The sequence below is a fragment of the Acinetobacter sp. Marseille-Q1618 genome (genome assembly GCF_902809855.1).
In the GTDB taxonomy this organism is placed as follows: Bacteria; Pseudomonadota; Gammaproteobacteria; order Pseudomonadales; family Moraxellaceae; genus Acinetobacter.
The window spans coordinates 727,000-742,203 of record NZ_CADDWJ010000001.1 but is presented as its reverse complement, the minus strand read 5'-3'; the positions used below and the strand labels follow the sequence as shown (position 1 = coordinate 742,203).

Below are 15,204 nucleotides of genomic sequence, written 5' to 3'. Positions count from 1 at the left end.
GGAGTTTTGTGATGGGCGAATTTATCAATCATCAAATTACCGCACGACGTTTAAAGTTTGATTTTAGCCAAACCCCTGTGCATTGGATCGAGGGCGATGCTTATGCAACGCATGTCATGAATGTGCTGAATATCGCCATTACCCAAATTGAGCATTGGTTTTGTCGTTTGGCAAATCAAACCTTACAGCATGTGTCTGACCCAAACTTAGTTGCAGATATTAAAGGGTTTATCGCACAAGAAGGCGCACATGCAATGGCACATCAAGGTGCTGAGCAATATTTCCGTAAACACGATATTAACATTCAGGATTATAAAAAATTTCTGGATTGGGCATTTAAAGATATTTTGTCAGATCAGCCTTTGGGTATAACACTCCCAACAGCGCAGCTACAAAAATTATGGCTGGCTTATCGTATGGGCATGATTGCAGTATGGGAGCATTATTTCTGTTCCTTTGGTACGTGGGTTTTGGATGCCGATGGTTTGGACAATGCCGATCCTGTGATGCTCGACATTTTACGTTGGCATGGTGCGGAAGAAGTTGAACATCGTACGGTGGCGTATGATGCCTTTCGTGGGCTTGTTGGTGATGGTTTAAGTGCCTATGTATTGCGTCAAAGCAGTGCTGCAATTGCCTTCCCTGTCATGGCAATCGGTTGGCTAGGAACGGCATCTTATCTGTGTCATATCGACCCACATGCCAACGCCAAAAAATATGCCTTTAAAAATCCGATTCGCGCCTTAAAACAATTTCATCAGTCTTCCAAGCAGAATCGTGTACCGAGTTTAAGCATGATTTTTAAATCACTGAAACATTGGTCGACTTTGAGTTATCACCCTGAACATGATGGTGATGTGAAAAAAGCACTGGCTTATTTAGAGAAATCTAATGCAGCACGAATTGCACAGGCAGGTTGAGATGCAAGGAAAATTACTTCATATCAATGTCGATCAATTACGTTTGACTGCCAATCTATATGGTGATGCAAATCATCCTTTGGTGATTTTACTGCATGGTTTTCCTGATACACCACGCAGTTGGGACCAAGTTTACCCTGAACTTGTGCATGCAGGTTATCAAGTGCTTGTCCCTTGGCTTCGTGGCTATACACTTGAATCTGTCAATAAAAATGCACATTACGGCATTGCTTCAGCAGCTTCGGATGTGCGTGCATGGTTGCAATCTCTCAATATTTCAACGTGTCATCTGGTTGGACATGATTGGGGCGCAGCGATTGCGATGGCATATGCAAGCCAACATCCTGAACATCTGAAAAGTATCAGTTTGTTAGCAGTACCACCGATTCCAGAAATGCAGTTTTTATATAAAGCCATTTCAGCGATGCCAAAACAATTGCTGATGTCCTCATATATGCTGCTGATGCAATCAAAAATTGCACCGTATTTACTCGCCAAAAATCAAGCAAAATTTGTTGAGAATATCTGGAAAGAATGGTCTCCGACTTGGCAATTTTCAGAGCAAGATTTTGCGGCGACACGACAGATTTTTAAGCAGCGTCAAATTGCATGGGCAGCAACACGTTATTACCGCAACTTATTTGCGATCCATCAACGTAAGAATCTCACTGCCAATCAGCAACTTTTTGCACCGATTGCTGTCCCCACGCTTGCGCTTGCAGGTTTGGATGATGGTTGTATGAACATCAAACTGCATCGAACTTTAGCCAAGTCGCAATATTTCCAAGCTGATCTAAACACGGCTTATCTTCAGGATTGTGGGCATTTTTTACAGGCAGAACAACCCTTTGAGGTTGCTGCGCATCTGCTTCAACATTTTCAAGCCAATTCAGCATTTACAAACTAATTCAGCATTTTAGAGTTTAAAAGATATGAAAAAAACAGATCAAAACAACATACGACACGTTGATGTTTTAATTATTGGTGCAGGACCTTCAGGTTTAAGTACTTGTATTAAACTGAATGAAAAAGGCATTCGCAACACGATCATTTTAGATATGGCAAGCCGTATTGGGGGGACTTGGGCACTGAATGATTATCCTGGTTTATTCTGTGATGTGCCAAGTGAAATGTATTCTTTGGGCTATGCACCCAATCCAAACTGGTCAAGAACTTATGCACCACAAGCTGAAATTCGTGAATATTTAGAAGGTGTTGCAACTAAATTTAAAATTTTAGAACAAATCAAACTCAATACTGAAGTAACTCAAGCCATCTGGAATGAAACTCAAAAAGTTTGGAATATCCAAACTCGTGATGGTCAAGAGTATGTTGCTCAGTTTTTTGTACCTGCTACTGGTTTTATTGGCGAGGCAAAAATGCCTAGCTTCCCAGGTCAGGAAAAGTTTAAAGGTACGATGTTTCATTCAGGAAAATGGAATCACCAACATGATTTAACAGGTGAAAAAGTGGCAGTTATTGGCTGTGGTGCATCTGCCATTCAGTTCTTACCTGCAATTCAGCCCAAAACTGGACATATTTATAGTTTTCAGCGTACACCTTCTTGGGTACTGCCTAAGCCTGATTTTGCTGTTCCAAAGCTCGTAAAAACAGCATTCAAAAAAGTTCCTCTGCTTGAAAAAGTCATTCGTGAAAGTGCTCTGTGGAGTTTAGAACCTTCTTTGCCTGTTTTTATGAATGAAAAAATCATGCAAAAACTCCATGCACTAGGTAAGTTAAATATTCATCTAAGTATCAAAGATACAACAATGCGTGAAAAGCTCACTCCTGATCATACCTTAGGATGTAAGCGTCCTTTATTCTCAAACAATTGGTACAGCGCTTTAGCAAAACCGAATGTGAGTGTGTTATTTCAAGGCTTATCGCATATTACTGAAAATGGTGTTGTGGGTGAGGATGGTCAAGAAATTGCGGTAGATACCATCATTTTTGGTACGGGTTATGCGGTCGCTGAACCTGCAATTTACAGTATTATTCAAGGGAAAAATCAAAAAACATTAAGCCAAACATGGCAACGTAAACCACGTGCCTATATGGGTATGGCAATTCATGGTTTCCCGAATATGTTTATGATGCTGGGGCCTAACTCGCAAAATACAGTAGGATCTGTGATGTGGACTTCTGAACAACAGTCGATTTATATTGCAAAAACCATTAAGAAACTGATGAATAAGGGATTAAAACGTATTGAAGTCAAGCAAGTGATCCAAGATCAATTTAACAGTAAAATTGATAAACGCTTAGTGAAAATGCCTGTGCGACCTGATGTATGTAAAAGCTATTATCTAGACGATGCAGGACGTAATCATATTATTTGGCCTGAATTCGGCTTTGTGATTAAACGTAAATTAAATCAGGTCAATTTGAAAGAATATAATACAACGCACTAAATAATTTATAAATTTTAAAGCTCACTTGGTTGAAGTGAGCTTTAATCTTAAATGATTTTTTAGATTGATTATTTGCTTTCCACATATTTTTTAAGATGATCTGCCATAGCCCATTGCGATCCTAAAAACATATATAAAGCTTCGATCTCTTGTTTTGTTGCACCCTGCATAAATTTTGTATCGAGGGTTACATCGATCGAACGTTTAAATGTAGTTACATTTTTTGATTTTTCCGAAAACTCATAAGTAATACGAGAATGTATCGGCACTGAGGCAAACGTTTCTAGGCCTGAAATCACAAACTTTTTATTGGGAATATATGTTTCAACATTCCATTCATTTGTCCAGTCTTTAATACCTGGCGTAAGACTTGAAATTGTTTCTTTAAACTTTGTATTTTTAGCCACCTGAACATTTTCTGGCGCAATTTTTTGAGTAACACCTTTGTTAATCTCAGGCCAATTATTCACATTGGTTAAAGTTTTAAAAACCTCTGATACAGGACGTTGAATTTCAACAACGGCATAACCACCTGTTGAATAATTTAATGCTGCGCTTTTCGTTGCTTGTTCAGCTGGTTGGGCATTTTCCACAGGCTTTGCTTGTGTAGCACCTGAAATCAACACGCCCAATAAAACCGTTGCCGATAAAAGTTTTTTCATGAAACAACCCTCTTCACTATAAGAATGCCTTGCATGCCATTAAAACATACAACATAACTCGATTTACAAATAAAATGGTATGAAACAAAAACTTGATTAATGATTCATCATAACCTGATATTTAGGCTAATACGATTCACTTTCATGAAACAGATTGTTCTATTTATTGATTTATTTAGATAAAAGCATTGCAATACATTCTACCTACTTAAACAAAAAAGCCTTGCATCTCTGCAAGGCTTCACCCGATCTTTTGCGCTGACTCAGGTGATTGTTCTTCAAGTTCATTTTTATTTAATTTTTCAATAGCAATCTTGGCTACCTACTCAATTATTTCGACAATAAAAAAACCTGCATCGATTGGGTTAGATGCAGGTATAAACTTTGAATCACATATTATTATAATAACATTAACATATTAAATTTAAAACACGTCATTAGAGATAATTGCAAAATAAATCACAAATTGTTTGGAGTATTTCGCATTATTCCATTAATTTTAAGAAACTTAGATGTATGAAAGGTCGAAAACAACAACTATACTTAATTCTCTTCCACAACACCCAACTCAATATTTTTTAAAATCGCACAATCTGCTTGTTCATTTCCAGAACAGTGATTGGCTGAATGTTGCAATAAATTCACCATCGCTTGTAATTGTGCGATTTTCTCATTCAACACTTGAATATGTTGTAACGTCAGTTGCTTGACTTCAGCACTTTGCCGTTCGGTATTTTTCCATAAAGACAATAATTCTTTCATTTGTTCAGAGGAAAAACCCAAGTCACGGGCATGGCGAATAAAACTCAAAGTTTTTAAATCTTGATCTGAATACACCCGATAGCCTGAACTGGCACGTTTTGCCTCATCTAATAAACCAATTTGCTCATAATAACGAATCATTTTGCTGGAAATGCCAGACTGTTTGGAAACTTGACCAATGTTCATATTCAGCTCCTGATTGATTTCAGAGTTTAAACAAATGATCATTTAAACCCTGAAAATGAGACCTTTTATACTTCAAATTTAACTGCATTAAAATATTTTAAACGTAAGGCATTGCCCAAAACAAATACTGAGGATAATGCCATTGCGCCTGCGGCAAAGATTGGTGAGAGTAAAATTCCAAAGCTTGGATATAAAATCCCTGCAGCGATTGGAATCAAAGCGATATTATAAATAAACGCCCAGAATAAATTTTGGTGAATATTGCGAATAGTGGCTTTACTTAGCGCAATCGCATTGGGAACACCTTGTAAATTGCCTGACATTAATACCACTTCTGCAGCTTCCATTGCGACATCAGTCCCAGTACCTATGGCAATCCCGACATCCGCTTGCGCTAAAGCAGGTGCATCATTAATACCATCACCCACAAAAGCAACTCGCCCATATTTTTGCTGCAATTGTTTCACCACATCGACTTTGCCATCAGGCAAAACTTCTGCTTCGACTTGGTCAATCTTTAATTTATTGGCGATGGCTTGAGCGGTATGTCGATTATCGCCTGTAATCATCGCAACTTTGAGATTTAGTTTATGTAATGCCTCAATTGCAGCATAGGTTGATGCTTTAATCGGATCTGCAACCGCAACGATTGCCGCTAATTTCTGCCCAATTGCTACATAAATCGGGGTTTTCCCTTCATTACCTAAACGTGCAGCTTCAGATTCAAAAGCACTTACATCCACACCGATTTCATGCATATAACGGTCTGCGCCGATTTGAACAGCTTGCCCTTCTACTTCGGCTTGAATCCCTGAACCAGTGACCGAATCAAATGCTGTTACAGGCAAGAAGCTGATATTTTCCTGTTGCGCTGCATCCACAATCGCCAAAGCAATCGGATGTTCAGACTTGGCTTCAACTGATGCGACAATTTGTAAAACCTGCTCACGCCGAAAGCCATCTAAGACCTGAAAATCGGTTAATGTCGGTTTTCCCTCAGTCAATGTACCGGTTTTATCGACTGCAACCACTTGTACATCTTGCAACAATTGTAATGCTTCACCTTTACGGAACAAAATGCCCATTTCAGCACCACGCCCTGTACCCACCATAATTGAGGTTGGCGTTGCTAATCCCATTGCACAAGGACAAGCAATAATCAGTACCGCCACAGCATTAACCAAGCTAAAAGTTAAAGCAGGTTCAGGACCGAAAATAAACCAAACCAAAAATGTTAACAGTGCTAAGCCCATTACCACAGGCACAAACCACATGGTAACTTTATCGACCAAGGCTTGAATCGGCAACTTTGAACCTTGCGCTTGCTCAACCATACGAATGATTTGTGCTAAAACTGAAGACTCTCCAATCGCCGTGGCACGAATATTTAAAGTTCCATTTTGGTTAATTGTGCCGCCGACAACAGATTGACCTTCTGATTTTTCTACAGGAATAGGTTCACCTGTAATCATCGACTCATCAATATAGCTATGCCCTTCGACCACTTCACCATCTACAGGCACGCGCTCACCTGGACGTATTTCAACAATATTGTCATTGTTCACTTGTGAAATTGGGACTTCTAACACCTGTCCATTTTGATGAATACGTGCTGTTTTCGGTTGCATGCCGATGAGATGTTGAATAGCTTGGGAGGTTCGCCCTTTGGCTTTAGCTTCAAAATAACGTCCAAGCAAAATCAAGCTAACAATCACCGCAGCGGCTTCATAGTAGACATTGACCGTACCTTTGGGTAACACATGCGGTAAAAATGTAGCAACCAATGAAAAGCTATATGCTGCCAAGGTTCCGACTGCTACCAAAGAGTTCATATCGGGTGCAAAACGCAATAATGCAGGAATCCCTTTTTGATAAAATCTACGGCCAGGAAAAATCAACACCAAGGTAGTTAATACAAACTGAATCAACCAGCTTTGTTGTTGTCCAATATTGTGCATGACCCACATATGAAATGCAGGAATCATGTGTGAGCCCATTTCTAAAATAAAAACAGGTAAAGCCAAAACCAGAGAAATGATTAAATCTCGTTTTAATTCGTTCAGTTCATTGGCTTTTTTATCTTGTTGTTCAGTTTTATTGTCTGAAACGAGTTTGGCATCGTAGCCTGCTTTTTTTACAGCTTGAATCAAGCGATCACTACTCACGCTTGCATCTGCTTGAATCCATGCTTGTTCAGTGGCTAAGTTCACGTTGGCTTGTTGCACACCTTCGACTTTTTTAAGTGCTTTTTCAACACGTGCTACACAAGATGCGCAAGTCATCCCTTCAATACTTAACTCAATAGCAGGAGCTGCGACCACATCATAGCCAGCCCGTTCTACAGCTTTGATTAACTGAAGACGATCTAAAGGTTGTGCTGAGCTGATAACTGCTTTTTCAGTCGCAAGATTGACATTTGCACTATCCACCCCTTCAACTTTTTTGAGCGCTTTCTCAACACGTCCTACACATGAGGCACAGGTCATCCCCTCAATGGTTAACGTTTCTTGATATGCTGCTGCATTTGTTTGTTGTGAGCTCATATTGACCTCCCATTTAAGATTCTGTTTTAAGCATACAGATTGACATCATGGTAAGGTCAAGCAGTTTTTTAAGATAAATTTAAAATATAAATCATGCATCATTTACCGCAATAAATAATCAAGCATATATACAATGGCATGTTTTATTTAAACGCTCTCTAAGCTATTTTCAACAAAGTGTAAATGATCGACACCCCAAAACATTTCATCTTTAACAAACCAAGTCGGTGCACCAAAAACACCACGTTTAACGGCTTCTTCAGTTAAAAATTTCAACTCATTTTTAACTTTTTCATCACTCAGCCAAGCTTCTACTTGGTCTTTATCCAAGCCAACATTTTCAGCAACTTGAAGCAATTCAGTTAACTCATTTAAGTTTTTAGGATGATGAAACATCGCATCAAAAACACCTGTGAGAACTTTTAAAAACTGTTCAGGTTGAAAGAGTTGAGTAGCGGTAATTAAACGCATTGCATTTAAAGTATTGATTGGGAAATTAGGATTCATTTTTACAGGAATATTCCACAATTTTGCCCAACGTTTCAAATCGGTCATAGAGTATTGAGCTTTTGCAGGTACAGCCATCGGACTATTATTTCCAGTCGCTTTAAAAACAGCACCTAACAAAATCGGTTTCCATATAATTTCTGCTTGATATTTTTCAGCAATTTTTTGAATTTGATGAAATCCCACATAGCTATATGGACTACCAACATCAAAATAAAACTCAATAATATTCATGATTGATTCCTTTTTTGTTTAACTTACTTTTTCTTAGTTACAAACTTATTTAAATTGATAGTTTAAATCAAGATCACCATTTGCTCACCATTTCTCCATCCACGGTCGTAAATCTAATTCATGCGTCCAAGCATCTCTTGGTTGCTGTGCCACATGCCAATAATTTTCAGCAATATGGTCAGGGTTTAAAATACCATCTTGATCCTTTTTTGCATAAATTTCTGGAAAAGTAGTTTCAATAAATTCTGTATCAATTGCACCATCTACCACGATATGCGCCACATGAATATTTTGTGGCCCTAACTCACGTGCCATACTTTGTGCCAATGCACGCAAAGCATGCTTTGCTCCTGCAAATGCAGCAAAATAGGCAGAGCCACGCAAGCCTGCTGTTGCACCTGTAAAAATAATAGTTCCTTGTTGGCGAGTGACCATACGTTTTGCAACTTCTCTACCCACCAAAAATGCCGCAAAACATGCCATTTCCCAAATCTTAAAATACTTACGTGCAGTTTCATCTAAAATACTACAGGGCACATTGGCACCTATATTAAAAATGAGTACGTCAATTGCACCGATATTACTTTCTATATGTTCAATCAACTCAATGACTTGTTCTTCTTTACGTGCATCAGAAGCAAAACCATAAGCTTCACCACCTTGTTGTTGAATTTCCTCAATTAAAGGCTGTAATTTATCGGCATTACGACGTGTCATACAAGTGGTATACTCACCTTTGGCAAAGCGTTTAGCAATTGCTCCACCTGTTGCATCACCCGCACCAATCACTAATGCGACTTTTTTCTGTTGCTGATTTTCATGCAATATTTCACTCATTTATTGTTCCTTTTTCGCATTTTTATAAAATAACGATCGTTACCATAACGATTACTATGTTATAGTTTTTAAACAGCGTCAAGAAAAAGATAGTGGGATTTTGTATGCGATATAAAGCAGGTTATAAACAACAAAAACGACAAGAATTGCTCACAATCTCTGGACAGTTAGCAAAAAAAAATGGTTTTCAAGCCACAGGTGTAGACAGTTTTATGAAAGCTGCTGGTGTGACCAGTGGTGCTTTTTATTCGCATTTTTCTTCTAAAAATGAACTCTTTAAAGCACTATTAGAAAATGAATTACAACGTAGCGTTCATTTATGGCAAAAAAATCCACACAATGAAATTGGAGCGTGGGTTGATTTTGAACTTGAGCGTTATTTATCGGAACAACACTTAAATCATCCCGATCATGGCTGTATTTTACCTACTCTTGCCGTTGAAGTTGCACGTGCTGACAATGAAATTAAACTTGCCTATCAACAAGAACTCATACGAGGCTATCAGCTTTTTGAACAACATTTAGGTGATGCGCAATTGGCTTGGGGTTTTATGTCGCAATTGGTAGGTGCAATTTTATTGGCAAGAAGTGTGTTAGATGACAACATTCGACGATCTATTTTAGAATCAAGTAAATACTTTATTCATACCGCACTAAAACAACATCAAGCTCAACAGAAGCTTTAAGTAAAAGACTTAAATTACAGTGAACATTTGTTGAGAATTACTTATTTAAAAATTACTTAAATTCGTGTGCTTTTTGTGTATTGTCTATCAATTTTTCTGGAATGGCTTTTATTTTTTTCTGCGCTTTTGCTACAGTATTTTTAAAATTTTACATATGATAAAAACGCATGACAAATAGCAACTTTCCTAAAACCATTTATGCGATTCAACATTTAGCATTTGAAGACTTAGGCAGCCTTGAAGATATTTTTTATCAACTCGGTTATCGTGTACGTTATTTTGAAGCTGGCGTTGATGATCTTAGAAAAGCCTTTGAACATGAAGGCTTACTCATCATTTTAGGTGGCCCAATTGGCGTTTATGAAACCGAAGATTATCCTTTTTTAAATGATGAAATTAAGTATCTAAAACAACGTCTTCAACAAAAACGTCCAACTATTGGAATTTGTTTAGGTGCACAATTGATTGCACATGCTTTGGGTGCAAAAGTCTATGCAGGACATCAAAAAGAAATTGGTTGGTCTAAATTAGACATTAAAAATTTACCCAACAACCCTCTACTCGCTTTAGAAAATACTGAAGTTTTACATTGGCATGGCGATACTTTTGATTTACCTGAAAATGCTGAATTGCTTGCAAGTTCAGACCTGTATCCAAACCAAGCTTTCCGTATTGAATCGAATATTCTCGCTTTACAGTTTCATATAGAAGTTGCAGCAAATAGTTTGGAAAAATGGTTAATCGGACATACGTGTGAGTTACGCAATGCTGGATTGAATATTCCCACTTTACGTGCTGATAATCAAAAATTTGCAGCACACTTAGAACCGAAAGCACAAGAAATTTTTCAGCTATATTTGCAACAATTACAACAGGATTCAAAGTTACAGTGAAATAAACGTGATTGTCATCCGAATTAAAGCACTCAATCAAGCTTTACTTCATAGCCATGTTTTAATTGTAACTAACTGATATTATTTATGGAAAATAAGAATAATAGTGCAATATTGTTTTTAAAAATAATATGACACGATTATTCTAAACCTCTCTTTTTATATAATAGATAATCTTTATACATCACTTCAGAACGCTGGTTTTTCCATAAACATCCCTAAGCATCTCAGCAATTTCTACACATAATTGCACTTCTAAGCCTGTTGCTTGATATTTTTCAAAGTTTTTTAAACAACCAAATAATTGATCTGAAATTAATTTTCGTTGTTCTAAGCTACGTCCTGTCATGATGCCTAAACGTACATGAATATATGCTTGGTTATTGTCACCAAAACCAATCAAAAAATCTTGATTTGCACGTATACGTGTTTTGATATTAAAAGGATGATCAATCAAACCTGTATTAAATAATGCATGATTCAAATCTAACATAAGCGCGTGATGATCCAGATTTCTAATATTATCTGAATATTCAACAATCATTTGTGGCACAACAAAGTTCCTTCTAAAAATTTTACTTGATCAAATTAAAGTAATTTAATGTAATATTCAATATCTTTTTCAATATTAAAAACTACTCAATGAACAATAAAGCCAAACGTACTTGATCATAACCCATTTTTGGATTACTCAACTCAACAATCGGGCGTAGTTTAATTGCACCATCTTCATTAAAATGATTAGGGTCTTGGCGTTTCTGCAATTTTTTATAAATTTTACGCACTTGTTCTAATACATCTTCACCTGGACTTGCCACAGAAATATCCAAGCCTTGCTCACGATGCAGTTTTGCCAAATGATTAATAATGGTTGCAGGTGTCAAGCCTCGTTCATGAGCAATATCTTGAATTTCATAGCCATTTTCAAATAGTTCACGCGTTTCATCTAAAGTTGCGGTGGCATAATTGGTTTTGCCTGCACTTTTTTCTAACTTTTTCTCATTGCGTTGAATTTCTGAAGCGTTCAATGTTCCACCACAATGGCGAATAAAAGCATTATGTTGAACGGTTAAATCTTCTTCAGAGAAATGCTGTTCCGCCTCAAGTGAAAGCTCCTGAAAACGACGATCTGCTTTAATGGCTAAACTATCCAACTCTAAAGCTTGTTCATTAAAACCAAGTAAGCGTAAGCCGTCTATTGATTTTAAACGGGACAATGCCACATAGCCTTGCCCTTTTTCAAAAGTATGCGACAAATTAATTTCAGCAGCTTCTAAAGTCATGCCTTGCGACTTATGAATGGTGATCGCCCATGCCAGACGTAAAGGCACTTGTTGTAAACTGGCAATAGTTTTGCCTGCGTCATTGTCTACCGACCATGTTTCAGGCTCAACCAATAGCGTCGTACCATCGGTAAGTTTTACTTTTGGTAATACCCCGAGTTCATCATCTTCTTCAAAACCAATCACTTCCCCTAAACTGCCGTTAATATAGCCCATGTCAAAATTATTTTTAACAAACATCACCTTAGCATGTTTTTTTAGAGTCAACTCATCAGGCGCACGTACCGAAGATTTTAAAGTTTCAATTAATTTTTCATTGCCGTCTGTGACCGCAACAAATTGGTGCTCTGTGCCTGAAATTTCATTTAAATGTTTAAAGTTAATGCTGTCTACATCCATATTATGGGTATATAAACGCGTATAAGTATCACCAATGTCTTGATTTCGAGTGTTGTGTAAAGCTTGGATATGCTGCTGTTGAATGTTCTGTGAACGAATTGCATTTAAAATATCATTTAGAGCAGAATCATCTTGGCGATGTTGCTCAGTCAAATAGCATACCCGAAACTTAGCTTCGACCCATGCATTTGACATAAAACAAAACTTATCACGGTTTTTTTCATCATTTTTTCCTACAGGGGGTAACTGGAAAAAATCTCCTGCGGCAATGACTTGTATCCCACCAAAAGCGTCATCCGATTCTTTAAAATATTTTAAAACTTGATTAACCAGATTCAGTTGCTTGGCATGCAACATCGAAATTTCATCAATAATCAATACTTGGGCATTTTCCAAATGCTCTTTTAAATATTTACGTTCTTTCATGCGTTTCAGATCATCATCTGAAAGTACATCTTTAATGCCGATACCTGCCCATGTATGAATGGTCATTCCGTTCATATGCGTTGCTGCAATCCCTGTCGATGCAGTAATCGCCACAGGCACTTTGCGAACTTTCAAGTAATTTATATACTGATTTAATGTATAGGTTTTTCCTGCACCTGCGGAACCTGTCAAAAAGACATTTTCACCTGTTTTCATGAGTTTCAGTGCAGTTTCTTGTTTCATAACAACCTAGACCTTATCAGACCGCTATAGCCTAACGATTTTTGACAAAAAAGTTAAGTTTTAAGCCAAAATTCGTTCATCTGCACGTCGTTTTCGTAGCATCAAATTAAATTCTGCAATGAATGCATAAACCTTGCTTAAACACGCTTCATCCGCAGCACGATTACTGGGATATTTCAGTTGATCAAAATGCAATTGATCTTCTTTATAGATACAACCCAAAGTTAAACATTGTGCAGGCTGTTTTTCTGGGTAAATGTGAAATGCCACATATTCCTGTGCCAACATACGTTCAGTATATGAATGCGCTAAACAATGTTTATAATCTACGGATTCTTGAATGACACGTTCTAATTGATGTAGTTCCTCAAAGCACCAACCCTCAAAATACATAATCGCTTCAGGTGAAATCCGTTGCCATTGTTCAATATCAATTCTATTTTTCAAATAGTTTAAAGTCGTATCAAACTCAAGTTGTTGATGCCATTGATATGCTTGATGGAATAATCCTTGCCAAGTCAGATTTTTATTTAAAACATGATGTTGTGAAAAATGATCAAGTAAATAATCAGCCACATAAGCATCAAAAATGCTGATTGAACGCGTTTGGTTGTTGAATTGGTGTCGAAAATATTGACGAAACTCAGAAACTTCTAATTTTGACCGTCTTAAAGCCTTAAAAAAATCATGCTGTTGATGAGTTTTAGGATCAATAAAATCCCACAATGCTTTAGGTAAGTTTTGTATACGCTGCTGTAAAAACAGCATATAAGCTTGCATCACTCGACTGAGTTTTGCATAACATTGCTTAACTCGTTTTGTGTTATTTTGAGATAAAAGATGAACCAATTCTAACCATTCTTCGATGTATAACATGGAAGCACTGATGGCAATTTTCTGATCTAAATGCTCACGATTTTCATTTAAACGGTATTTTTGATTTTCAGGATTTAAAAACCACTGTTGTTGTTCTGAGAGATCTTGGCAATCGAATAAAAATAAACGCGCAGCAATATTTTGAAAATATTTTAACGTCAATAAAATCACATTTGGCTGAATACGACTACAATCCACAAAACTTAATGCGGTCACCGCAACTCGTAAGTTTGGATTTTGTATAGATTGACTCAGCCACAAATTCAATTCAAGATTTTGTTTAAATAGCCAATTCACTGCTTTAACTTGATAAAAAACAGGTAAATGCGTCAGTTTCGTATCATCCCAATACGAACATTTTGCATCTAAGAAATGCTTTTTATCGAGTAAGTCTTGATATTGCCAATAGCCACGATGCATTAATTTTGCATAGGCAATGACATTGGGTTTTTCTTTCGCATGTTGACGTAACAATTGAAAATCTTGTTGTCGATCAAGTAAATGAATTAAATTAAACTGTTCAGGATAAAAACACTGTAGTAAATGATAAATTTCTTCAGGTAAAAATTGCTGTGCGGAAAAACATAATTCCTCATAAATCGGGATCAGCTCATTTACGGCAATAAAGTGTTCACCTTTCACTGAATTGACCAAACATAAATGCTTGATATTGAGCTCAACTTCCAAAGGAATTTGTCTGCCTTGTTGTGCAAACTCAGTTAGATGCGGTTGGTCATAATAGTGCTGTTGCATCAAAAGTTGATCAATCAGCTCAGCATCTTGTTCTGAAATCGTATAAATAAATTGTTCAATATGATTTTCAGCATCTACCCATTCAAACACTTGTTCCATCAGCATCTGACGTAAAACCTGAACTTTGGTTTTTACTGTGGTTGGATGTTGCGATAAACGATTCCCTGTAAAAAAAGTAATTTCTTGTAAAATAAATTTAGAAATTTTATCAAAGCTCAGTTGTGTGTCTTGAACACGCAACTGCAATAGATCATTTTCATTATTAAAATCAATGCATAATAATCCATTTGCTATAGAAAGTTGCTTAGTTTCCACATGCATTTGCAACATATTTTGGGCATTCATATCCGCTAAAAATACCCATTGATCATGAAATATCTGTTGCAATACTGGCGCAATAGCCAATAGCTTTTGTGCCGTCCACTGATGTGGATTTATGTGTTGTTGTTCATCCAATTGCAACATATGAATATATTTCTCATTTCAAGTATTCCCTAACCCCAACTTATTATAAGCCTTCTCATTTAGAGATTTGTTTTATTTTTAGCTTTATTTTTTGTGACTATTTTCTCAGTTTAAATTA

13 protein-coding genes are annotated in these 15,204 nt (G+C 37.0%); 5 read left to right on the top strand and 8 right to left on the bottom strand.

Annotated elements, in window-relative coordinates:
- Positions 1-11 precede the first annotated feature (11 nt).
- The 3 genes from HUS24_RS03390 to HUS24_RS03380 are packed head-to-tail and all read left to right on the top strand — an operon-like array spanning position 12 to position 3,331.
- Entirely contained in the window at positions 12-920 is a 909-nt protein-coding gene (locus tag HUS24_RS03390) for a metal-dependent hydrolase (RefSeq protein ID WP_173910637.1), read from the top strand.
- 1 nt (position 921) lies between these two features.
- Positions 922-1,827 carry an alpha/beta fold hydrolase gene (locus tag HUS24_RS03385; protein ID WP_173911386.1) on the top strand — a complete coding sequence of 302 codons (906 nt, stop codon included), beginning with the start codon at positions 922-924 and terminating at the stop codon, positions 1,825-1,827.
- A 25-nt stretch (positions 1,828-1,852) separates the two neighbouring features.
- Entirely contained in the window at positions 1,853-3,331 is a 1,479-nt protein-coding gene (locus tag HUS24_RS03380; RefSeq protein WP_173910636.1) for an NAD(P)/FAD-dependent oxidoreductase, read from the top strand.
- 68 nt (positions 3,332-3,399) lie between these two features.
- Here the strand turns inward: HUS24_RS03380 and HUS24_RS03375 are convergent, their stop codons facing one another.
- From HUS24_RS03375 to HUS24_RS03355, 5 genes are all read right to left on the bottom strand, one after another.
- A complete protein-coding gene (locus HUS24_RS03375; protein WP_173910635.1) occupies positions 3,400-3,993 on the bottom strand; it encodes an SRPBCC family protein in 594 nt (197 codons plus the stop codon).
- A gap of 543 nt (positions 3,994-4,536) precedes the next feature.
- Entirely contained in the window at positions 4,537-4,941 is a 405-nt protein-coding gene (gene cueR, locus HUS24_RS03370; RefSeq protein ID WP_173910634.1) for a Cu(I)-responsive transcriptional regulator, read from the bottom strand.
- 65 nt (positions 4,942-5,006) lie between these two features.
- Positions 5,007-7,484, bottom strand: coding sequence for a heavy metal translocating P-type ATPase (locus HUS24_RS03365; RefSeq protein ID WP_173910633.1), 2,478 nt, complete (start codon positions 7,482-7,484; stop codon positions 5,007-5,009).
- Positions 7,485-7,631: 147 nt separating this feature from the next.
- Positions 7,632-8,225: a 2-hydroxychromene-2-carboxylate isomerase gene (locus tag HUS24_RS03360; RefSeq protein WP_173910632.1), complete on the bottom strand. Its 594-nt coding sequence runs from the start codon at positions 8,223-8,225 to the stop codon at positions 7,632-7,634.
- A gap of 84 nt (positions 8,226-8,309) precedes the next feature.
- Positions 8,310-9,062 carry an SDR family oxidoreductase gene (locus tag HUS24_RS03355; protein ID WP_173910631.1) on the bottom strand — a complete coding sequence of 251 codons (753 nt, stop codon included), beginning with the start codon at positions 9,060-9,062 and terminating at the stop codon, positions 8,310-8,312.
- A 104-nt stretch (positions 9,063-9,166) separates the two neighbouring features.
- On the opposite strand from HUS24_RS03355, the gene HUS24_RS03350 reads away from it, so the two are divergent.
- Both HUS24_RS03350 and HUS24_RS03345 read left to right on the top strand, forming a co-directional pair.
- Entirely contained in the window at positions 9,167-9,748 is a 582-nt protein-coding gene (locus HUS24_RS03350; protein WP_173910630.1) for a TetR/AcrR family transcriptional regulator, read from the top strand.
- Positions 9,749-9,915: 167 nt separating this feature from the next.
- Positions 9,916-10,641 carry a glutamine amidotransferase gene (locus tag HUS24_RS03345; protein ID WP_173910629.1) on the top strand — a complete coding sequence of 242 codons (726 nt, stop codon included), beginning with the start codon at positions 9,916-9,918 and terminating at the stop codon, positions 10,639-10,641.
- A gap of 184 nt (positions 10,642-10,825) precedes the next feature.
- Here the strand turns inward: HUS24_RS03345 and HUS24_RS03340 are convergent, their stop codons facing one another.
- The 3 genes from HUS24_RS03340 to HUS24_RS03330 all read right to left on the bottom strand — a co-directional run bounded on the left by HUS24_RS03340 (position 10,826) and on the right by HUS24_RS03330 (position 15,086).
- A complete protein-coding gene (locus HUS24_RS03340; protein WP_254433825.1) occupies positions 10,826-11,185 on the bottom strand; it encodes a 5-carboxymethyl-2-hydroxymuconate Delta-isomerase in 360 nt (119 codons plus the stop codon).
- 91 nt (positions 11,186-11,276) lie between these two features.
- Complete coding sequence (locus HUS24_RS03335; RefSeq protein WP_173910627.1) at positions 11,277-12,992, bottom strand: AAA family ATPase; 1,716 nt, start codon at positions 12,990-12,992, stop codon at positions 11,277-11,279.
- 60 nt (positions 12,993-13,052) lie between these two features.
- Positions 13,053-15,086, bottom strand: coding sequence for a hypothetical protein (locus tag HUS24_RS03330; RefSeq protein ID WP_173910626.1), 2,034 nt, complete (start codon positions 15,084-15,086; stop codon positions 13,053-13,055).
- Positions 15,087-15,204 lie beyond the last annotated feature (118 nt).

What these genes read in the sequence shown, in the direction of transcription:
- HUS24_RS03380 (WP_173910636.1), top strand. Translation starts at nt 1,853, where the DNA reads ATGAAAAAAACAGATCAAAACAACATACGACACGTTGATGTTTTAATT.
- HUS24_RS03355 (WP_173910631.1), bottom strand. Translation starts at nt 9,062, where the DNA reads ATGAGTGAAATATTGCATGAAAATCAGCAACAGAAAAAAGTCGCATTA.
- HUS24_RS03375 (WP_173910635.1), bottom strand. Translation starts at nt 3,993, where the DNA reads ATGAAAAAACTTTTATCGGCAACGGTTTTATTGGGCGTGTTGATTTCA.
- HUS24_RS03340 (WP_254433825.1), bottom strand. Translation starts at nt 11,185, where the DNA reads ATGATTGTTGAATATTCAGATAATATTAGAAATCTGGATCATCACGCG.
- HUS24_RS03345 (WP_173910629.1), top strand. Translation starts at nt 9,916, where the DNA reads ATGACAAATAGCAACTTTCCTAAAACCATTTATGCGATTCAACATTTA.
- HUS24_RS03390 (WP_173910637.1), top strand. Translation starts at nt 12, where the DNA reads ATGGGCGAATTTATCAATCATCAAATTACCGCACGACGTTTAAAGTTT.
- HUS24_RS03385 (WP_173911386.1), top strand. Translation starts at nt 922, where the DNA reads ATGCAAGGAAAATTACTTCATATCAATGTCGATCAATTACGTTTGACT.
- HUS24_RS03365 (WP_173910633.1), bottom strand. Translation starts at nt 7,484, where the DNA reads ATGAGCTCACAACAAACAAATGCAGCAGCATATCAAGAAACGTTAACC.
- HUS24_RS03335 (WP_173910627.1), bottom strand. Translation starts at nt 12,992, where the DNA reads ATGAAACAAGAAACTGCACTGAAACTCATGAAAACAGGTGAAAATGTC.
- HUS24_RS03350 (WP_173910630.1), top strand. Translation starts at nt 9,167, where the DNA reads ATGCGATATAAAGCAGGTTATAAACAACAAAAACGACAAGAATTGCTC.
- HUS24_RS03360 (WP_173910632.1), bottom strand. Translation starts at nt 8,225, where the DNA reads ATGAATATTATTGAGTTTTATTTTGATGTTGGTAGTCCATATAGCTAT.
- cueR (WP_173910634.1), bottom strand. Translation starts at nt 4,941, where the DNA reads ATGAACATTGGTCAAGTTTCCAAACAGTCTGGCATTTCCAGCAAAATG.
- HUS24_RS03330 (WP_173910626.1), bottom strand. Translation starts at nt 15,086, where the DNA reads ATGTTGCAATTGGATGAACAACAACACATAAATCCACATCAGTGGACG.